Annotated in this window: 20 protein-coding genes; 7 read left to right on the top strand and 13 right to left on the bottom strand. The window is 59.0% G+C overall.

The annotated features are described in order from the left end of the window. Positions 1–169 precede the first annotated feature (169 nt). Positions 170–1,675, top strand: a complete 1,506-nt coding sequence (locus L1P08_RS13135; RefSeq protein WP_303617452.1) for a helicase HerA domain-containing protein — start codon at positions 170–172, stop codon at positions 1,673–1,675. 50 nt (positions 1,676–1,725) lie between these two features. Here the strand turns inward: L1P08_RS13135 and L1P08_RS13130 are convergent, their stop codons facing one another. Genes L1P08_RS13130 through L1P08_RS13120 form a run of 3 tightly spaced genes read right to left on the bottom strand, consistent with a single transcriptional unit; the run spans position 1,726 to position 3,286 of the window. Next, a complete protein-coding gene (locus L1P08_RS13130; protein ID WP_303617451.1) occupies positions 1,726–2,328 on the bottom strand; it encodes an SCO family protein in 603 nt (200 codons plus the stop codon). A gap of 1 nt (position 2,329) precedes the next feature. Then, complete coding sequence (locus L1P08_RS13125; RefSeq protein WP_303617450.1) at positions 2,330–2,869, bottom strand: copper chaperone PCu(A)C; 540 nt, start codon at positions 2,867–2,869, stop codon at positions 2,330–2,332. A 54-nt stretch (positions 2,870–2,923) separates the two neighbouring features. Beyond that, on the bottom strand, positions 2,924–3,286 hold the full coding sequence (locus L1P08_RS13120; RefSeq protein WP_303617449.1) for a hypothetical protein: 363 nt from the start codon (positions 3,284–3,286) through the stop codon (positions 2,924–2,926). Between the two features lie 192 nt (positions 3,287–3,478). Here L1P08_RS13120 and L1P08_RS13115 point away from each other — a divergent pair, with 192 nt between their 5' ends. Together L1P08_RS13115 and chrA are read left to right on the top strand one after the other, a co-directional pair. Further along, complete coding sequence (locus L1P08_RS13115) at positions 3,479–4,033, top strand: GFA family protein (protein ID WP_303617448.1); 555 nt, start codon at positions 3,479–3,481, stop codon at positions 4,031–4,033. 126 nt (positions 4,034–4,159) lie between these two features. Further along, positions 4,160–5,380, top strand: a complete 1,221-nt coding sequence (gene chrA, locus L1P08_RS13110; RefSeq protein ID WP_303617447.1) for a chromate efflux transporter — start codon at positions 4,160–4,162, stop codon at positions 5,378–5,380. A gap of 83 nt (positions 5,381–5,463) precedes the next feature. On the opposite strand, the gene L1P08_RS13105 is transcribed toward chrA, so the two are convergent. Genes L1P08_RS13105 through L1P08_RS13090 form a run of 4 tightly spaced genes read right to left on the bottom strand, consistent with a single transcriptional unit; the run spans position 5,464 to position 10,110 of the window. Continuing rightward, the gene (locus L1P08_RS13105) at positions 5,464–6,018 is read right to left on the bottom strand and encodes a hypothetical protein (RefSeq protein WP_303617446.1); all 555 of its coding nucleotides are present in this window, start codon (positions 6,016–6,018) and stop codon (positions 5,464–5,466) included. A gap of 25 nt (positions 6,019–6,043) precedes the next feature. After that, positions 6,044–6,835: an SH3 domain-containing protein gene (locus L1P08_RS13100; protein ID WP_303617445.1), complete on the bottom strand. Its 792-nt coding sequence runs from the start codon at positions 6,833–6,835 to the stop codon at positions 6,044–6,046. Next, positions 6,835–9,111, bottom strand: a complete 2,277-nt coding sequence (locus L1P08_RS13095; RefSeq protein WP_303617444.1) for a VWA domain-containing protein — start codon at positions 9,109–9,111, stop codon at positions 6,835–6,837. The genes L1P08_RS13100 and L1P08_RS13095 overlap by 1 nt, the downstream gene beginning before the upstream one ends. 24 nt (positions 9,112–9,135) lie before the next feature. Next, positions 9,136–10,110: a hypothetical protein gene (locus L1P08_RS13090; RefSeq protein ID WP_303617443.1), complete on the bottom strand. Its 975-nt coding sequence runs from the start codon at positions 10,108–10,110 to the stop codon at positions 9,136–9,138. A 190-nt stretch (positions 10,111–10,300) separates the two neighbouring features. On the opposite strand from L1P08_RS13090, the gene L1P08_RS13085 reads away from it, so the two are divergent. From L1P08_RS13085 to L1P08_RS13075, 3 genes are read left to right on the top strand one after another with little or no spacing between them, the layout of a single operon-like run. Continuing rightward, the gene (locus L1P08_RS13085; protein WP_303617442.1) at positions 10,301–10,855 is read left to right on the top strand and encodes a putative pterin-binding protein; all 555 of its coding nucleotides are present in this window, start codon (positions 10,301–10,303) and stop codon (positions 10,853–10,855) included. Continuing rightward, complete coding sequence (locus L1P08_RS13080) at positions 10,852–12,681, top strand: sensor histidine kinase (protein WP_303617441.1); 1,830 nt, start codon at positions 10,852–10,854, stop codon at positions 12,679–12,681. Before L1P08_RS13085 ends, L1P08_RS13080 begins: the two co-directional genes overlap by 4 nt. Next, positions 12,678–13,766: a response regulator gene (locus tag L1P08_RS13075; protein WP_303617440.1), complete on the top strand. Its 1,089-nt coding sequence runs from the start codon at positions 12,678–12,680 to the stop codon at positions 13,764–13,766. The genes L1P08_RS13080 and L1P08_RS13075 overlap by 4 nt, the downstream gene beginning before the upstream one ends. 92 nt (positions 13,767–13,858) lie before the next feature. Here L1P08_RS13075 and L1P08_RS13070 read toward each other — a convergent pair whose 3' ends face one another. Genes L1P08_RS13070 through L1P08_RS13045 form a run of 6 tightly spaced genes read right to left on the bottom strand, consistent with a single transcriptional unit; the run spans position 13,859 to position 19,195 of the window. Continuing rightward, positions 13,859–14,917, bottom strand: a complete 1,059-nt coding sequence (locus tag L1P08_RS13070; protein ID WP_303617439.1) for an ABC transporter ATP-binding protein — start codon at positions 14,915–14,917, stop codon at positions 13,859–13,861. A gap of 21 nt (positions 14,918–14,938) precedes the next feature. Next, positions 14,939–16,099, bottom strand: coding sequence for a mandelate racemase/muconate lactonizing enzyme family protein (locus tag L1P08_RS13065; protein WP_303617438.1), 1,161 nt, complete (start codon positions 16,097–16,099; stop codon positions 14,939–14,941). Then, the gene (locus L1P08_RS13060; protein WP_303617437.1) at positions 16,100–16,432 is read right to left on the bottom strand and encodes a hypothetical protein; all 333 of its coding nucleotides are present in this window, start codon (positions 16,430–16,432) and stop codon (positions 16,100–16,102) included. Then, positions 16,432–17,322 (bottom strand): DUF6772 family protein, encoded by an 891-nt coding sequence (locus tag L1P08_RS13055; RefSeq protein ID WP_303617436.1) that lies wholly within the window; start codon positions 17,320–17,322, stop codon positions 16,432–16,434. The genes L1P08_RS13060 and L1P08_RS13055 overlap by 1 nt, the downstream gene beginning before the upstream one ends. Before the next feature lie 30 nt (positions 17,323–17,352). Further along, the gene (locus L1P08_RS13050) at positions 17,353–18,180 is read right to left on the bottom strand and encodes a carbohydrate ABC transporter permease (protein ID WP_303617435.1); all 828 of its coding nucleotides are present in this window, start codon (positions 18,178–18,180) and stop codon (positions 17,353–17,355) included. Beyond that, positions 18,173–19,195: a carbohydrate ABC transporter permease gene (locus L1P08_RS13045; RefSeq protein ID WP_303617434.1), complete on the bottom strand. Its 1,023-nt coding sequence runs from the start codon at positions 19,193–19,195 to the stop codon at positions 18,173–18,175. Before L1P08_RS13045 ends, L1P08_RS13050 begins: the two co-directional genes overlap by 8 nt. A gap of 90 nt (positions 19,196–19,285) precedes the next feature. On the opposite strand from L1P08_RS13045, the gene L1P08_RS13040 reads away from it, so the two are divergent. Next, positions 19,286–20,575 (top strand): ABC transporter substrate-binding protein, encoded by a 1,290-nt coding sequence (locus L1P08_RS13040; RefSeq protein ID WP_303617433.1) that lies wholly within the window; start codon positions 19,286–19,288, stop codon positions 20,573–20,575. Positions 20,576–20,587 lie beyond the last annotated feature (12 nt).

The following is a 20,587-nucleotide window of genomic DNA, read 5'->3' as shown; positions in this document are numbered from 1 at the left end:
TTGTTATAAGATATAACAAAATAACCCCCAAGGCATCAACCCCCAATCAGCATCAGGCCATCTGGGGCAAACATCTCCTGTGGGTTCTGCGATTGAGGGGCAGCAGGGAACGATCTGGGATGCTAGACAAAGGGCCGCACAATCTCCTCAAGGACAGCCGGAACCCCGCATGAAAGTTGATATCGACATGGGAAAAGCCGCCAATGGCGCGGCGGCCATGCTCGATCTCGAGGAGCTTTTGGCCACCCGGCTTCTGGTGCAGGGCAATTCCGGCTCCGGCAAATCCCATTTGCTGCGCCGCCTGCTCGAACAAAGCGCCCCCTGGGTGCAGCAATGCATCATCGATCCCGAAGGCGATTTCGTCACCCTGGCCGACAAGTTCGGCCATGTGGAAGTTGATGGGGCCCGCACCGAGGCGGAACTGACCCGCATTGCCGGGCGCATCAGGCAACATCGCGTGTCGGTTGTGCTCAATCTCGAAGGTCTGGACATCGAACAGCAATTGCGCTGCGCCGCCGCCTTTTTGGGCGGCATGTTCGATGCCGACCGGGATTACTGGTATCCGGTACTGGTCGTTGTCGATGAAGCCCAGCTGTTTGCCCCCGCCGCCGGTGGTGAAGTGTCCGATGAAGCGCGCAAGCTCTCGCTTGGGGCCATGACCAATCTCATGTCACGCGGCCGCAAACGCGGCCTTGCCGGGGTCATCGCCACCCAGCGTCTGGCGAAACTCGCCAAGAATGTCGCCGCCGAAGCCTCGAATTTTCTCATGGGCCGCACCTTTCTCGATATCGACATGGCCCGCGCCGCCGACCTGCTGGGCATGGAACGCCGCCAGGCCGAGATGTTCCGCGATCTGCAGCGCGGCAATTTCGTTGCCCTTGGCCCGGCCCTTTCGCGCCGGCCATTGCCCATCGCCATTGGCCCGGTCGAAACCTCGGCCCGCTCCACCAGCCCGCGCCTGACGCCGCTGCCCGAGGCACCCGCCGACGCCCATGACCTGATTTTCACCCCCAGCCCGGACGAAGCGCAGCGTCCCGTGCGCCGCCCGCCACCCCCCGCACCCAAGCCAACCGCCGATATTCTCGAGCAATTAAGCCGCGCCAAGCCCGAACCTGTCGAACAGCCCAAAACCCTGTTCGCGGAAATTGACGCCGCAGAGCAGGATGCCGCCATCGATGCTGTCATGCATGAATTGTTGGGCGATCCGGATGCCGGGTTCCGCTCTGTTGCTGTGCTCTATCAGGATTTTCTGGTGCGCTGCCGCATCCGCCGCGTGCCGGGCGAGCCTTTGGCCCTGCCAGCCTTCCGCCGCCGCCTCGCGGTTGCCCGCGCCGGTGTCGCCGCAGACGTCGCCAGCACGGACACCTGGCAACAGGCGCTGGCCCTGTCCGAACAATTGACCGATGATGTGCAGGGCATTTTCCTCACCATCGCCCATGCCGCCGTCACTGGCGCGCCCTGCCCCTCGGATGCCACTTTGGCCCGCGCCTATGGCACCCATTCCGCCGGACGGGCCCGGCGTTTGCTGACCTATTTCGAGGAACGCGAATTGCTGGTCGTGCGCACCGATTTCCATGACCAGCGCATTGTCGCCTTCCCCGAACTCGGGGTTGAGACCACACCGGGCGACCCCAATGCCCCCGCCGAGCCGGAAATCGGCGCCGCCGCAGAATAGCGTTGTCTTAAAGAAGGGGTTGGCCCGCCCGTGGGCGGACCATTTGCCTGTTATGACTTGGCAAGCAGCTTGCGGATTTTCTCCAGCGCCACATCGGAATTCTCGCCATAGGCGATCGTGCCTTCAAACTGCCCCTGATCATTGACCAGAAAAACCGACGCGGTGTGGTTCATGGTGTAATCACCATCATCCAGTTCCACCCTTTCGCCAAACGCGTACCAGGCCGCCAGCATCTTGTCGATTTCGGCCTGCGTGCCGGTAATCCCAACCATCCGGTCGGACACCCAGCCCACATAGCCAGCAATAATCTCCGGCGTATCCCGCTCGGGATCAACAGTGACAAAATACCCCTTGAGGTCTCCTGCCGAGTCGCCCAGTTCCGAGAACCAGTATTGCATGTCGGCCAGCGTTGTCGGGCACACATCGGGGCAATGGGTGAAACCGAAGAACAGCAGTGACGGATGCCCTGCGAACATGGTCTGGTCGACGGGCTGCCCGGTATGGTCGATCAGGCTATACTGCCCGCCACCAATATCCTCCACCGCCTGTTGCGGCGGCCCGGAGACGAAATAGGTCACCGAGGCGACAGCGCCAACGACAACCACCAGCCCCCAGAGCACCCGGCGCAACAGCACAAGATTTGCTTTCGCCATATCAGTTGGCCTTGTGCGTCATGGAATGATCGTGATCCATCGCTTCATCGGCTTTGGCACCAATCCCGCGCACATTGAGCATGACCTCCGTCGTGCCCGCCTTCTCAAAGGTCAGCGTGACTTTGGCCATCGTGCCTTCCACCAGCGGTTCCTTGATCTGCATGAACATGATGTGCAACCCGCCCGGCGCCAGCGTCACAGTTTCACCGGCGGGTACCGGAATACCCTCTTTCATTTCATGCATTTTCATCACGCCATCGACCACACTCATATTGTGCAATTGCACATTGTCCGAAAAATCAGATGTGGCGGAAACCAGCGTGTCATCCTCTGTGCCATTATTGGTAATGGTCACAAAGCCGCCGCCCACGGGTGCCCCCGGCAGCGTGGCACGTGCAAACGCGGCAGTAATCTCAAGATCACCCAGCATGACAGCGGCATCCGCGTCATGCACGCCATGATTTTCATGGGCGGCAACAGGCAAGGCAAGGGTGGCAACAATCAGAACGGCGGATGCCGCACGCATAATAAAATTGTTCATTTTGAACTCCGGTAAAATCAGGTCTGAAGATGCGGCAAAACCGCAAGTTTGAAATCAGACCGCAACCGGTGGCGCGCGCGACGAATAGCCGTCCCGCTGAAATAAGGGTGGCGCAATATCGTTCGCATGCGCAAAGTCGAGAACTGCAAAAGCTGCAAACGCCGGCTCCGCCTCACTTGGCGGGGCTGGCAGCGCGGTAAGGGAAACCCGGCAGCCATGGCAGGGCCCATGCACACCATGCGCGTCGCCGGCGGCCCCATCACCGCAAAAGCTGACCACCGCGATTTGGGAAAATTCGCGGGCAACGGTATCGCCATCATTGCTGACCGGGGCTTGCGAGAATGACAGGAATACCAGCGCCAGCACACTGAGTGCCGCCACAGCTTCCCTGCACATCTGCCGCAATGCCTGTCTCAAGCCTTAAAGCTCCCGATAATCACGCATGAAGTTAGCGGCCCGCCGGGGCAATAACGATGCGGCATGATGTCTGCCCGCAAACCGGGAAAGCGTCAATCCCCATGCCATTTCCACCTGGCCATATCAGCCGATTGACAGCCTGAATAAGACAAGTACAGTCACATTAGTACTTTTGGGACAAAGGGTTGACGCATGTCGAGAGCGTTAGAGAACGCACACATAATTGTTTGCCGTTGCGGCGAAGTGGCGTTGCGGGCAGACGGGGAGCCGGTCATCACAGCCATTTGTCATTGCGGGTCCTGCAAGGCCGCCGCCGAAAAAATTGCCACATTGCCGGACGCCCCGCCCGTTCTTGATGCAGCAGGCGGCACCGCCTTTGCCCTTTTCCGTAAAGACCGGGTCGATTGCATGCGCGGCGAGACAAATTTGAGTGAGTTTCGTCTCGACCCGAAATCCCCCACCCGCCGCGTGATTGCCACCTGTTGCAACAGCCCGATGTTTCTCGATTTCACCAAAGGGCACTGGGTAACAATTTTCAATGATCGCATGCCGGAAGACCAGCGCCCGGCCCCGGAAATGCGCATCATGACCGGCACGGACAGCCTGAACACCGCGGACAATATCCCCGTCTACAAAAGCTCCCCGGCCCGGTTCATTCTGCGGCTTGTCGCCGCCTGGGCGCGCATGGGCTTTAAAACCCCGCCTATCGACTATGTAAAAAGCCGGCTTGGTGCGCTGTCGGACTAAAGGACGGACAATAACCCTGAAACGGCCGGCGACCGGATAATTTCAGTTCCAGTCGCACCGCCAATAAAGGCGTCATGATCGGCGGCTATGGACAATCCGCAACCAACGCCCCCGGGGACACATCATATGCCGAACGACCATGCCAGCCCTGAGACCCTTGGCGGCAAAGGGACCGCGATTGAGGTCTTTACAGTGTTTCTGGGTCTGGGCCTCACCTGCTTTGGCGGGCCGGTCGCGCATCTTGGGTTTTTCCGCGAGGCTTTCGTGGTGCGCCGCAAATGGCTGGGCGAACGCGCCTATGCCGATCTGGTGGCCCTCTGCCAGTTTTTGCCGGGTCCCGCGTCCAGCCAGGTCGGCATGGCCATCGGGCTGACACGGGCGGGTTATCCCGGCCTGTTCGCCGCATGGCTGGGGTTCACCCTGCCCTCGGCATTGCTTTTGATCGCCTTTGCCTATGGCGCCGGCAGTCTTGAGGCATTGGCAGGAACCGGCTGGATTCTGGGCCTGAAAGCCGCCGCCGTTGGCGTTGTCGCTCACGCCGTTCTGGGCATGGCGCGCATGTTGACCCCGGATGGCCAACGGGCGGGCATCGCGCTTCTTGGGATGATTGGTGCCCTGCTAATGCCCGCGACCCTTGGCCAAATACTCGTTATCCTGTTCGGCGGCCTGGCCGGCCTCGCAATATTGCGGCCCGTCGGGCCTGTGACATCGCCCGACACAAGCCTGCGCCTGACGACCGGCCCGCGCACCGCACTAACCTTGCTGGCGTTGTTTTTCGTTTTGCTTGCCGGTCTGCCATTCCTTGCGGCAAACGGCGACAATGGTGCCCTCACCCTGATCGATGGTTTTTATCGCGCAGGGGCATTGGTGTTTGGCGGGGGGCATGTGGTGCTGCCCTTGCTGCAGGCAGAATTTGTCACCGAAGGCATGATCGGGCGCGAGGCCTTTCTGGCCGGTTATGGTGCCGCACAGGCAGTGCCGGGCCCCCTGTTCACCTTTGCCGCCTATCTCGGCGCGGCCATGATCACACCGCCAAATGGGCTTCTGGGTGCAGGCATCGCCCTTGTTGCCATTTTTGTCCCCTCGACCCTGCTCGTCATGGGCGTGCTGCCCTTTTGGGAGAGATTGCGCAACGCGCCATTGGCGCAGCGGGCGCTTGGCGGCATCAATGCCGCCGTGGTCGGCCTGCTCGCCGCCGCGCTTTATGACCCGGTCTTTACCTCCGGTGTCACCTCACCCAAAACCATGGCAATCGCAGCCGCCAGCTTCATCGCGCTTGCCAGCTGGAAATGTCCCGCATGGGCCGTCGTCATCGCCGCAAGCCTTATTGGCTTTTTGGTGCTTTAGACAAACTGGTCGCAGCGAAACCGGGATCGCGCGTGCCTGTCGCTTCCAGCGACTGGCGGCTGGATCATCAAACCATCAAGGGCTCAATCGGCTTTGCGCAAGGCCGTATCGAAACTGCCTTCAACCGGCAGGCAATCGCTCGTATCGGTCTCGGCAAAAAAATCGTCCTTGCGGCACACAACGGCTGTAAAACTGCCCGTGATGGCGGATGCTCCCGCCGATAGAGAAAGGGCATCAAGCACAATTTCGGTGCCAGTCCCGCTGTCCTCACTATGATAGAATGGGGCGCTCATGCCACCGGGCCAATAAGAGACCGAAGCCTCCATAATAGAGGCGGATGCGGTCTCGCCCATCAGCGAAATCTCGACCGACAACACGTTGTGCATCATGCTTTCAGCCTGGGGGTCCAGCGCCTGCACAGTGAGCGATGTCACCGGCCCGAATGACCGGAATTCCGCCGTGGCGGTTCCCTCTGAGGGCACCTCAAGGGTTTCTCCTGCATAGGGTGCGCCATTGATGGTGGCGTTGACGGCACCGATTGGCGTGCTCTCGATCTGGGCCAGCGCTGGCGGCACCAGACACAGGAAAAGTCCGAAAACGCCAAGGGCGGGTACATGGGGGTTTGACACAAGGTTCATACTGGAAATCCTCACATTGCGGTCGTCACGGGAACGACCAGCCATCGTGTTCGATACGGAAAATACGAATGGGCGCACCCGGCTGGGTCGGGTCGGCACGCAACCGGAAGACAGCGGTGTGCTTCTGGCCGAAATTCACGATCTCGACATTGAGCGTAATCATGCCGCGCAACATCGGCTGATCCGGATCAGGCTCTGGCTCGCTCACGCTGCCATCAAAATCCTGCGCCCCGTAAAGCGGGTCGGCCTGAAGCGGTTGCGCACGCATGGCCGCGACCAAATCGGACGAAAAATAAGCGCCCGCGTTTGCCGGATCGAGCGGATGAGGCCCCCCGATCGTGGCGAGATACGCATTCTCGTAAAGCGCACGCACAAGATCCTGCGCCTGAAAAATCAGCCCGTCACCGGCCCCGTCAGAAACATTCGTGGTCGGCGCATCCAGCAGCTCGGCACCATCCTCGATCAGATAGCGCGCGGCCACCCAGCCCGCCCGGCGCAAATCCGCAGAACGCATCAGGCACCAGCGTGCCGGCAGGCTGTCCAGTTGTGCATCGGTCATCTCCGTGAAATGCGCCATCGTGTAAAAGGGGACGCAGGTGATCTGTTCCAGCCCCCTTTCATCAGGGGCAAATGTCTCGATCACCGGATAATTCGTGCCAGGTCCCATGCGGGCATTGAGCACATCATTGGCTGGCACACCGTGGACCTGCCAGGCATCAGGACCATGTCCGTCGATCTCTGCCAAAGCCAAGCCGGGAAACCCGCCAAGACCCAGAACCGTCAGCCCGATCCCCAACCATTTCAGCCGTTGCACCATTATTGAGCCTCAATAATGGAACGGCCCAGAACCGCTTGCGCCCCAATATCAAGGAAGCGCACCTCATAGGTGCCAGGTTCATCGGGGAGAGTAATTTCAAGCGTCTTGTTCTCGTTTGCCGGATAGGCACCAACCCAACTGAAATCAGGCTGATCGATGCGCGCCAGCGCGATGCGATGATTGGCACCGGCGCTATCGGCCGTCCAGGTCACTGTGATGCTGCTCCCGGGCGCAGCCGTCGCGGGGACGGAAAGGCCTGCACCTTCATCAAGCGGGGCATCGGCGGCCACGACCTCGAAGCTGTCCCGTGCCAGGGTCCGCCGGCCTTCAAAAAGGATATAACGCACCTCATAAAGACCCGGCTCGGATGGCGCGGTCAGACGGCCTTCGCTTGCCTCCCGAACGACCAGATGAATGCCCCGTTCGCCTTCATCGGCCCCCACCGGAACAATGCCGACATAATCCGAGGTGTTGATCGTCGTCGACCATGAAACCGTCACCTCAGACCCTGCCCGAACCGTGCCCGGACCGGTCACCACAATCTCGGGCTCGCCCACCTCTATCGGCGTGCTGGCCATTGTCCGGCGTCCCTCGTAAAGAATATAGCGCACCTCATAAAGACCCGGTTCAGCCGGCGCGGTCAGTTCGCCCTCACTTGCGTCCCGGACAACCAGATGATTGCCCCGCTCGCCCTCATCAGCCCCCATCGGTACAATCCCCACATAATCAGATGTGTTGATCGTCGCCGACCAGGTCACAGGGAATGTCGCACCGGTCGTGACTTGTTCAGGCGCGGTGAGCGATACTGTCGCGTCAGTGACCTCAATGGTTGCCCGCCCAATGGTCGAGCGTCCCTCGTAAAGAATGTAGCGCACCTCATAAAGACCCGGTTCAGCCGGCGCGGTCAGTTCGCCCTCACTTGCGTCCCGGACAACCAGATGATTGCCCCGCTCGCCCTCATCAGCCCCCATCGGTACAATCCCCACATAATCAGATGTGTTGATCGTCGCCGACCACGAGACAGGGAATGTCGCACCGGTGGTAACTTGTTCTGGCGCTGTGAGCGATACTGTAGCTTCAGTGACCTCAATGGTTGCCCGCCCTATGGTCGAGCGCCCCTCATAAAGAATATAGCGCACCTCATAGAGACCCGGTTCAGCCGGCGCGGTCAGTTCGCCCTCACTTGCGTCCCGGACAACCAGATGGTTGCCCCGCTCGCCCTCATCAGCCCCCATCGGCACAATCCCCACATAATCCGAGGTGTTGATGCTCTTCGACCACGAGACAGGGAATGTCGTACCAATGGTGACTTGTTCAGGCGCGGTGAGTGATACCGTAGCGTCAGTGACCTCAATGGTCGCCCGCCCAATGGTCGAGCGTCCCTCGTAAAGAATATAGCGCACCTCATAAAGACCCGGTTCAGCCGGCGCGGTGAGTTCGCCCTTACTTGCGTCCCGGACAACCAGATGGTTGCCCCGCTCGCCCTCATCAGCCCCCATCGGCACAATCCCCACATAATCCGATGTGTTGATCGTCGCCGACCACGAGACAGGGAATGTCGCACCAATGGTGACTTGTTCAGGCGCGGTGAGAACGACATCTGGCGCGGCAACCGGCGTCTCGGCAGGTTCAGGCGCTGCCACCGGCTTCAGATCGATAACACTCTGCACCTGCGCGATGGCGTCATGCAGCTCGTCTGCATCCTGCGCCGGCACAAAAACACCACCGGTATTCTCGGCAATGCAGGCGAGTTGTGCATGTTCTTCCTGCGTCAGGTCAAAACCGATGACATGCGTGGTGAAGCCCACCCCTTGCGCGGCAAGTTGCGCGGAAAGCGCACATGGATCAGCCTGGCAAGTCTCCAGCCCGTCGGAAATCAGTACCACAGTCGCCGGATTGTCGCGCCAGGCGAGCAACTCGGCCGCGTGGGCCACAGCTGCGGACAAAGGCGTGCGCCCATTGGGGCGAATTTCGTTGACCGCGCTCAGAAAGCGCGCCCGGTCCAGCGGTCCGGGTGCGATAACGGTTTCGATATCGCCACAATCCGCTTCCCGGCGATGCCCATAGGCAACCAGCCCCAGATTGACATCTGCCGACCAGTTATCAACGAGATCGCCCATGACCTCGCGGGCAATCTCGATCTTGGACACACCCTCGATCTGCCCCCACATCGAACCAGAAGCATCATAAACAACAACCACATCCTCGGATGCAGACGCCATTGCAGGCGTCAAAAACAAGGCGATCACGAATGACAGGAAAGTGAAATTTCTCATGCTATGCATCTCTCTTTCGACGGTTCAGGCAGGCTCGCCGCGGGCATCGGCGCTGGATGGATAGCCCAACGCACGTGATTTCAGCTTGCGGAACTTGCCCGACATCTGTTCAAGCCGCGCATCCCATTCAGGATCAGGCTGCTGCCCCTCGATGGTTTTGAAATAGACCTGCATCAGGCAGGTGATCGCAAAAGGCTCCAGCAACGAAGCCTTGACGCTCCATGCGAACAACAGGGCAAAAACGAACCCGCCAGCAGCCCATGCGCCCGGCATCAGATAGACAATGAGCGCGGCGGGGGCCAGCATGACCAGGAACACGATGAAGCTTAAAAAATAAACGAAAACCGCCAGCCAGGCAGCATTCTTGAGCATGACCTTGTAGTTCTGCCCGTAAAGAACAAGCGCTTCCCTGGCGGAATCCCAGGGATTGGTGGAACCGGTCCGAATGGCATGGGCCAGGATCACCTCATCGATAAAGCCAACCGCAACACGCAAGAAGGCCCGCAAAATGCCGATCAATTGCTGAATACCCGGCAAGGGCAGAATGGACAGCACACCCCGGATCAATCCGGTAATCGCCCCCAAAACCCCCTTGATCAACTGATCGACCGCGAACAGGACACTGGCCTCTGCGAACCGTTCCTTGACGACGGCGCTACCATGCTCAATCTGCGATCGGCCGCCCGGCATGGGCTTGTCATCAAGCAGTTCGACCAGAACGGCAATGTGACCCGCTTTGACAATATAAAGGATATATTCCCGCGCCCAGTACATCACGGCCCCGACAACGCCAAAGCCGATGGCCCCGCCCCAGAAGGTCGAACTTGCCTGGAAACCACCATCGCCAAGCGCGCCAACGCCAAACCCGATACCCGCGCCCACCCCGGTCACTAGAATATAGGCCAGCGTAATGCCGAAATAGACCGCCATCCGCATGAGAATAAATGGCAGGGTCCGCACCATGAGCCCCATCGCGGCGCCAACACTAAAATCCCACATACGTCCTCCGGTCATCCTGCAAATATCACTAAGCCGGGCAAGTTTAGCCGCCCACGTCCCACAGCGCCCCGTTTGTTTGAAGGGGGCCACCTCCATTTTGGCGCGCTAGAACAATAGAAAGCGATTTTTGTGCTTCCGGTCAGCCATGTTATTCATGGACAGAAGTGAACATCCTTGGGGGGAGATTTTGATGCTGCGACGGCTTGCGTCCGTACGTTTTTGGCGCCTTGTCACGATACTCGGCACAGCGGCCCTGATCCTCACCCCGTCCGTTCAGGCCCAAACGAATGCGCCGGCAACCCAGCCAGCCCTCGCCCAGCCCGCTAGCCCGGTCATCCTCGAAATAAATGGCAACATTACCCACACCAATGTCGGTGACGCGGCGCATTTTGACATGGAGATGCTCGAGGCCCTCCCGCCCGCGACCCTTGAAACATCAACGGCTGTGACCGACGGCGTGCACCGGTTCGATGGCGTGTTGATGCGCGATGTCCTCGCGCGCGTCGGTGCGGATGCCCAGACCGTTAGCGCCACCGCCCTCAATGATTATACGATCGATATCCCCATCGAGGACCTCGACCGTTTCGACATTCTACTCGCCTATCGAATGGACGGGCAAAATTTGCTGCCCAGTGACAAAGGGCCGTTGTGGATCGTTTATCCACGCGACCAGCACGATGAACTGCAGGATATTCGCTACGATTATCGTTGGGTATGGCAGTTGTACCGGCTGGACATAAAATGATCCACAACGCACGCAACCTCATCGGCGGAGTCCTGCTGGTCTTCGGCGTCGGCGCGTTCGCATTGCTCCTCGCCTTTGCGCTGATGCGCCTGTCCGGGGTTGAACGGGACATGCGGGTGGAAGCCACACAAAACATGCTCTGGGTAATCTCCCAGACCCAGACCGCCAGCCTGCGACTGAGCGACACCATCATGCAATTCGCCTCGGGTGCCGTCGACGAGCCAGAGGTTCAGCGCCGGTATAATGTCTTTCTCAGCCGCATTGCCTTGCTCGATACCGGGCCGCAACGCCGTCAAATGGAACGGCTTGGTTTTCTCGCCGAGCTCGATGAGCTGGTCCGGTCTCCCCAAATCCTCACCCCTTTATTGACCCGGCTCACAAACGGAGATCAGGCGGCGGCGCTTCTGGCGCATCGCGCGCTCGAGCCGCATAACCAGATCCTTGGACGCGCTGCCAACGCCGCCATGGTTGCGGAATGGGATGAACTAGGCAGCCGGCTCGACACCCATCGCCGTGACCTGTGGCATATCATTGCCTCGCTCGCCGGCATCTCCCTGATCGGCGGCTTTCTGTTATTGCGCCTTCTTCTCGCGCTTCGGGAGACACAAAAACGCTCGCACCTGCTGCAAAGCGAAAAGGCCTTTTCCGAACTCGTCATTGGTTCGAGTGACGAGGGCATCCTCGCCGTTGACCTTGAACAGCGCTGCACCGTGTGGAACCTGGCCATGGAGCAGTTGTTTGAGGCTCCACGAGGCCGGGCGGTGGGCACCGCACTGGGCGACATCTCGGGGTTCTTCAAGATCAGTGCTGTGCAGGACGCCCTCGCGCAAGCGCATGGAGGCCACTCTGCCACACTGTTCGACCAGGCCTTTTTCCAACCCGGCAATGATACACCTCTTTACCTCTATCTAAGGTGCTTCCCCTTGCGCCAGGAGGCCAACATCGTGGGGGCCATCGTCTTTATAAGCGATGTAACTGAACGCCGCGATGCGCAGGTGGAATTGACCCGTCACCGGGATCACCTTGAAGATCTGGTCAAGGCACGCACCCGCGAACTCGATGAGGCCCTGGCACGCGAACGGGCGGCCGCCGACCTCTATCGCAACTTCGCCGCCATGGTCTCCCACCAGTTCCGCACCCCGCTTGCCATTGTGGACTCGGCCCTGCAACGACTGATGCGACGTCGAAAATCGATTACACCTGCTGAACTCGAAGAACGCGCCGGCAGGGCCCGGCAAGCCATCACCCGGCTAACCGGTCTGGTTGAAAGCACACTCGACGCAGCGCGGCTCGATGCCGGTCAGATCGATGTGCGCACACAACCATGCGATATCGTCGAACTCGCCCGCTCAGTATGCGAGCGCCAGCTGGAGACCTCGCCAAACAGGAAAATCACTGTAACCGCCGAGACAGACACGCCGGTGATTGTTCTTTGCGACCCCGCGCATGCCGACCATATCCTGATCAACCTCGTGTCCAACGCGGTCAAATACTCGGCCCCGCAAACAACGGTTCTTCTCACCATTACAACCGACGGCACCAACATGCGCTGCACCGTGAGCAACAAGGGCAATGAGATAGATCCAGCCGAACGCTCGAGTGTGTTTGAGAGAAACTTCCGCGGCACGAATGCCAATGGTGTTCCCGGCACGGGTATCGGGCTTTACATGGCCCGCACGCTGGCCCGCATGCAGGGCGGCGATGTCGATCTGCTGGATTCATCGCAAGACCAGACAATATTCAGTTTGTCCTTGCCCCTTGTATCGCCAACACCTGCCCAACATCCTGATGCCGCATCAACCACACCATCCAGGGTCACGGCATGAGAACGAACAAAAATCCGCAAGCCAGGCAACGTCCCGTCATCCTGTGCGTGGAAGATGAGGTGGAACTGCGCCGCGATATGGCCGAGGAACTCGATGAGGCAGGCTATGCCGTTATCGAGGCAGCGAACGGAACCGAGGCACTTGCCCAGATCCACGCCATGCGGCCAGACCTTATCATGTGCGACATCAACATGCCCCGCGCCAACGGCTATGAACTCCTGCATACACTGCGCGACCAGCACCCTGAATATGCGGATATCCCCTTCATCTTTCTCACCGCCTTGGCCGACCCGCGCGAAATCGTTGAGGGCAAACGTTCGGGCGCGGATGATTACCTGGTCAAACCGGTCGACTTCGATCTGATGCTGGCCACTATCGAGGCACGCTTGCGCCAGGTCGACCGCATCATGGTCCAGCGCGATGCGGAACTGGACAGGGTGCGCGCAGCATTGCGCGGGCAATCCAGCAATGAACGGCAGGATTGGAACAACGGGATCGAACAGACACTTGATCTGGTGACAACCGGCATCATTTTGATCGAGGGACGTGGAAATGTCTGCCTTGCCAACCGCGCCGCACGCGATATCGCTGCCAATACCCTGGAGTGCAGGATCGGCGAACCGCTCCGGACGCTGGCGGCCACGCATCGTGATCGCCTCAAAGCAGTTATGGACCGGATACTGGCCGGCGCGCATGATCTCGAGGACAATGTGGTATCCTGTGCCCTGCCGCGTGATCCGGGCCAAAGAGACCTGATGCTGGTGGCATGCACCCTTCCGGCCGCAGACCAGATGCAGGCTTCCGGCCCGGTCGCGGCCCTGTTTTTGACCGACCCCGACAAGCGCCCGCGCGTTTCGGCAACAACCCTGGCATCACTATTCGGCCTGACCCCGACCGAGGCAGAAATTGCCCTCGAACTTGCGGATGGCAAAAAGCCCGCTGACATCGGAACAAGTCTCGGCGTCGCCCAGACGACAATAGCATTTCACATGCGCAACCTGTTCCAAAAGACCAACACCAATCGTCAGGCCGAACTCGTTGCCCTCCTCCTTGCCGGCCCTCTGGCGCTGACACCCCATGGCTGATGCCAGGGCGGCACCACTAGGATATGTCAACGCCCTGCCCGGAGTGTGCACAACACTAGAGCCGGCAATATTGCCTGAGGTCAGATCAACGCCTAAATCCGGCCGCCGGTTTCTGCGTCGAAAGCCAGCACCTTTTCAAGATTGGGCCGAATATGGATGAGATCGCCGGCGCGCACATCTACCCGGTCGCGAATGTTCACCACAACCGGCTGATCATCGAGCCTGCCATAGATCATGGTATCGGACCCGGTGGGCTCCACAACATCAACGTTGAAGGGAAGGCCTTCTTCTGCAAGGGCGAGATGTTCGGGACGAATGCCATACTGCACAGCCTGCCCGGCGCGCGCCCGCTCCCGCAATGCGGGCGGCAGCGGCAGCTTGAAGCCATTGCGCTCCACGGTTTGCTCTTCGCCGACAATGCCGGGCAGAATATTCATGGCAGGGCTGCCGATGAACTGCGCCACAAACGCATTTGCCGGGTTATCATATAGATCAATCGGCGCGCCGATTTGCTCGACAACGCCATCCTTCATCACAATGATCTTGTCCGCCATGGTCATGGCTTCCATCTGATCATGCGTCACATAGACCGTCGTCGTGCGTAACCGCTGGTGCAATGCCTTGATTTCCACACGCATCTGCACCCGCAGCTTGGCGTCGAGGTTGGACAAAGGCTCGTCAAACAGGAAAACCTGCGGGTCACGCACGATAGCCCGCCCCATCGCGACGCGCTGACGCTGCCCCCCGGAAAGCTGCCGCGGATAGCGATCGAGCAGCGCCGACAGACCCAGCGTTTCCGCCGCCGTGTTCACGCGCTCCTCGATTTCGTGTTTGGGCGCTTTGCGCAACTCCATGGAAAACGCCATGTTGGAGCGGACCGTGAGATGCGGATAAAGCGCATAGCTTTGGAAGACCATCGCAATGTCCCGGTCCTTGGATGCCAAATTGTTGACGACCGTGTCATTGATGGCGATTTCGCCGTCGGTAATATCTTCAAGCCCTGCAATCATGCGCAAGAGCGTGGACTTCCCGCACCCTGACGGTCCGATAAGAATGACAAACTCACCATCCTTTATTTCGGCATTTATGCCGTTGATGACTTGGACGTTACCGAAGGATTTCGACACGTTGCGAAGGGTGACTGATGACATTCTGCGCTACTCCCGGCAAAACTAGGAAAGGGTCGGGTTGATGCGATGTGCCCGCACCACGCTCTGATCGAGGCTCACACCGAGACCCGGCGCGTCGGGCACCGCCAGTTGGCCGTCCTTGAGCTGCGTACAATCGCCGACAAGCGGCACACACAGCGACGTTCTCAGCGGGTTGTCGAACACCATGCATTCAAACGTGCGGAAACTTTCCGCCGCCGCGGCAAGATGAAGGCTCGCTGCCACGCATATGCCCCCCGACCATCCAACGTGCGGCGCATAGGCCACGTTATGGGCGGCAGCCAGTTCGGCGATCCGCCATGTCTCTGTGATCCCGCCCGAACGGGTGACATCGGGCTGGATCATGCCCACACTACGGTCCTGGAGCGATGTCAGCGCCTCAGAGGCGACAAAATCGCTCTCGCCGGCGGCGATGCGAATAGGCAGGTTGCCCCCGAGACGCTTGTAACCTTCGCGATCATGCGGGGCGATCGGCTCTTCGAAAAAATCATATCCCAGATCTGCCAGAACACGCCCCAGCTGCATGGCCTCGTCGAGATCAAACGCCCAATTGGCGTCCACAGACAGCATCGCATCCGGTGCCAGTTCACGCACAAACCGGGCGCGGTTCGCTGCCGCGGCAACATCGCGGCCCACTTTCACCTTGATCTCGGAGAACCCCATCTCCCTGACGCGCGCCACCTCCTGTTCGACGGTTGCATCATCATACCAGTTGATCGACGAAGCGTAGGCGCGCACCTGCTGACGCCCCATGCCGCCAAGCAAACGGTAAACCGGCATGTTGGCGGCTTTGCCCGCAATGTCCCAGAATGCGATATCCAGCGCCGCCATTGCCTCAATGATCTGTCCGCCGGGACGCCCGGTAACCACCGACCGCATTTTCTTCCAGAGCCGCCGGCAATCGCGCGCATCCTCCCCGATCAGCAGGGGCACCAGCGCATCCTCGATAAGCCGGGCATAGCCGGCGGCCCCGGCCCGCGCCAGGCCTTCGCCGATCCCGGTCAATCCAGAATCGGTGTGAACTTCCACCACAACGAGTTCAAGGGATTCCCATAATGCCTGCGATGTCTTTTGCGGCTTGGGCAGCTGAACGCGCAACGGATGCACGTCTATCGCGCGTATGATTGTCGAGGGTGGGGATGAGATCATCTGTGCGTCCATCATTCAGCTCTTCAAATGCAGGGTGACCAGCACCCGTAACGAACTTTCCGGCGCGAATTCACACGCCAGCCGCACCCAGGTGCCAAAATGACTTATCCGCAGAAACGAAACCTCGTCCTTGCCCGTAGGCAGGTCAAAACTGCTGCCCTCGCGCACCCAATGCATCCCGTCCGGCGAGATTTCAAGAAAAGCCCGCCCGGCCATACCCGATCCCGGCTTCAGGGCACGTACGAAAAAGATTGCCGTATCGGCCCATCCGGCCTCGTAAGGCTCGCTACAGGCCTTGTCGGACCACTCCACATTCCGCGCAATCACGGCGCTGGTGCTCATACGCATCAAAAATCTCCCGAAAGACAAACCGAGTCGAGATAGAGAAAGGTCCGCTTTCCGGTATCGGTTTCTGCAAAAAAGGCGACGTTGAGCATGCACCAGAGATTTTTCATCGCGGGGATGCGCAAGGAGTCGAAACCGGACATGTCAAAACTGCGGTCGTTGCACTGAAAGTGGGTGCACGCCATCGCCTCGAGGTCGAAATCAAATCTGAGATAATGCCAGTTCACCTTGGTGGGTATCTCGTTATAGCACAGGCGTTGCTCCCCGCCCGGCAGGTCCTCCCAGCCATCTGGCGCCAGGTGGTAGTGTGAAATGGTCTTGTTCTCTGAACCGATCGGCACGATTGGCACAGCTTCACGCTTGAATTGCCATTTCTGAACATGCTCACCATCACTGGCATTGAGAAAGCGCAAATGCGGCATCACGCGTTCACTGCCCGGCCCGGATTGATCACCGCTTTGCAGATCGAACAGAAACCCAAACGAGCGCACATCGGTTTCCGACAGTTTCAGTTCCGTCGCCTCGGGCTTGAAGGTCACATAGGCCTCCAGCCGAATGGGCCCTGCCTTGCGAAACGTCAGCCGCTTGATTGCTGTATTCTGGGCACCTGCCTCGGGACGGGTCGCAATCTTCAATGCGTAATCACCGTCAACGCCGCCATGGGATCCTGCGTCCCAATGCCCCAATGTCGACAGCATGGGCGAGCTGTGCTGCGCATAGCCGGGCAACATCGCATCCAGATCATCTTCATAATTGCCGACGAGTTGCGTCCAGCCGCAAAAGCCGCGATCGAAATCGTCCAGCGCGATAATGCGCCGCATGGGGTCAAACCGGCCAAGCGCAATGTCCGGATGCATAGTGGATTGAGACGCAGTGGATGAATTGGAACGCATGTGGAACTCTCTGTTTTGCATGAGATCTGACTAACCCTTTGTGGCGCCGGCTGTGAGGCCGGCCACCAGGTGCTTTTGCGCAAGGATGACGAAAAGCAACACGGGCAGGAGTTGGACGGTGGAGGCAGCAAAAAGCACACCCCACTCCACGCCCTCAACCGCACCGTACATTTCTGAAATGACGAGGGGCGCGGTCTTGGCATTGGTAGTCGTGAAAATGAATGCGAAAATGAACTCGTTCCAGGAGAACACAAGAACGAACACCGACACGGCAACCATCCCCTGCGCCGCAAGCGGGAAAATAATCTTGCGCAGGATTTGCAGACGCGTCGCCCCGTCAATATGAGCCGCCTCGTCCAGCTCACGGGGAATCTGGTCCATGAAGGTCCGCATCACCAATGTGCCGAGCGACACAAAGAACGTGGCATAAAGAACGATCAATAGAATATGCGTGTCATTGAGACCCATTGCATTCACCGCCGGAAACAAGGGCAGTGTGACGACGATGGGCGGAATCAACCGGACGAAAATCAGAAAGAAGGCACTGCCCGCAAGAGCCGGATGACGGAAGCGCGAATAGGCGTAACCGGCCAGCGCGCTCGACAAAACGGCGAGAACAGTGGCGCCCACCGTAATGATGGCGCTGTTAAGAAGCGCGTGGAAGAAGTCGCCCCAGCGGGTCCACAAAGCCACGTAATTGTCAAAGGTCGGCGCAAACAGGATCTGCGGCGGTGCGGAGAATATGTCTTTATCCGCTTTGAACGACGACACCACGATCAGCACAATCGGCACCAGCGACCAGAACAACACCAGGCACACGGCAATGGCCTTGAGGATTTTTCTCAGGAAATCAGGCATAATTGGCAAACATCTCCTTGTAGAGCCGGCGCAGATACCAAAGCGCGAGAAGCAAGGAAGCAATGACCAGCAGCCACCCGGTGGCCGCAGCTTTGCCGAACGCGTTGTAGCGGAAGGCCTCAAGATACAGATAGACGGCCAGAACCTCGGTCTGCCGCGCCGGCCCGCCCCCCGTCAGCAGCCAGACCTCCGAGAAAATCCGGAAGGCAAAGATGTAGCGGAACAGCATGGCAATCAGCATGGCCGGCATCAGCAGGGGCAGCGTAATGCGCCGGAATTTCTGGAAGGCTGTGGCCCCGTCCACACTCGCCGCCTCATAAAGATCTCCCGGAATTGCAAGGCGCGCGGCGTATAGAATGACAAAGGTAAATGGCAGGTGCAGCCAGATGCTGAGCAGCGCAATCAATAAAAGGCCATGGGTGGGGTTGATCGACCATTCCAGCAGCGGCAAGCCCAGCAAGCTCAGAAACTGCGTGCCGAAACCAACGTCATAATCAAACAGATACCGCCACATCACAACGGCGCTGATTTCGCTCACCGCATAGGGAGCAAGCACCGCCGCGAGCATGAGCGGACGGGCCGGCACACCACTGGCAAAAAGCATGGCCACCCCAACCCCCAGCAACAGCTCGAGATGCACGACAACCAGAACCACAATCACGGTATTGCTTAGCGATTTCCAGAAATAAGGGTCGCTGAGCACATTGATGTAATTGTCCAGACCAACAAACAGCGGCGCTTGTCCAAACGAGGATTCGTTCAGGCTAAGCCACCCCACATACAGCACGGGGATGAAGATCATCGAGATAACCATCAGCTGCACTGGCGTGATCATGAATAACGCTGGCAGGTTGGAAGACCGGACTTTGACGCCTGATTTTGGCATGCATACTCCCATATGTGGATGACCGGGCCGCGCAAGCGCATTCCCAAGGTGTTCCAGCTCATTCTGGCCGGGTTGACTATGTAGTAAAACTAAAAAATTATGGCTGTCAACGCGGTTTTTCGCTTGCAACTGGCAAATTTGTGTAATTATTCTACCACACCCTGCCAGACAGGGACGAGGCCTCGCGTGAGCGAGAGCACTTATAATGGAGGAAAGACGATGCGTTTAACGAGAAGGCACTTTCTCGCCGGGACCACCGCGACCTGCGCCGCGCCATATATGGGCGGCATCAGCTTTGCCCAGAGCGGCGAGGTCAATGTATTTGCCCACCGGGTCATGAAGAATGTTTCCATCGGCACGGCAGGCGGCGATGTCACCACCGCCTTCACACAAGCGACCGGCGCTGCGGTTAACTGGGTGACGTTTGAAACAGGCCCGCTGCACGACAGGGTATTCCGCGAAGCTTCCCTCGACCAGACAACGGTCGATGTGGCCTTTCTGCTCAACACCTATGCCACCCCCCGCGTGACATCATTATTCGAGCCGCTCGACGGCTATATGCAAAGCGATCCTATCGACAAGTTCGATGATATTTTCACCGGCCTTGTCGATGCGGTGACCTTCGATGGCCAGCTGTTCGCCGTGCCGTTCCGCCACGCGTCCACAGGCTTGCATTACAACGAAGAGATTTTCGCGGAATGCGGGGTCGATTCGCCGCCGGAAACGATCGAAGAGTTCATCGATGTGGCCAAACGCTGCACCGGCGAACGGCCCAACGGCACGCCGGCAGTGGGCTTCATCCTGCCCGGTCTCGCCTATCCCGAAGTGATCGCTTTTGCACGGGCCTGGGATGCCGATTTCATCACAGCAGATTTCGAAGTCGTGGCCAACTCACCAGCAATGATCAAGGCCCTCAAAGCAATCAAGGAACTGCACGATGCAGGCGCTGTGCCCCGCAATCTGCTGGGCATGAAGGCGGAAGACGCCAACACATGGATGCAGACCGGACGCGCCGCGATGGCCATGAGTTCAATGAGCCGCAACAGACTTTACAATGACCCCGAAAAATCCCAGACGGCGGGAAAGATCAAGACAACCTATTTCCCTGTCGCCGAGGAACTGAAGGGCAAGTATGACGTTGCGCCGACCAAGGTCGAATTCTGGAGCATGGCCATCCCCAAGAACAGCCAGAACAAAGATCTTGCATGGCAGTTCATCAAGAACATGTCCTCTCCCGAATCCACGGTTGCCGCCGCTCTGAACGGTAACGGCCCGATCCGCAATTCGACATATGACGACCCGCGCATTGTCGATGCCTTGTCGTATTCCCAGGCCGAACGCAAGGTGCTCGCCGTTTCGCGCGTACCATTGCCCGCATTCGACGAAGCGGCACGTGCAGCGGATTATTTCAAGGAAGAAGCGGAAACCGTCCTGCTCGGCATCAAGACGCCCGAACAGGCCATGGAGGATCTGGTGTCCCGGGTAAAGCCACTCGTTCCCACATCGTAAGCTTCAACCAGC

It is taken from the genome of Mariluticola halotolerans (genome assembly GCF_021611515.1).
Lineage (GTDB): Bacteria > Pseudomonadota > Alphaproteobacteria > Rhizobiales > Devosiaceae > Mariluticola > Mariluticola halotolerans.
The sequence above is the reverse complement of the archived record's forward strand: the minus strand, read 5'-3'. Positions and strand labels throughout refer to the sequence as shown.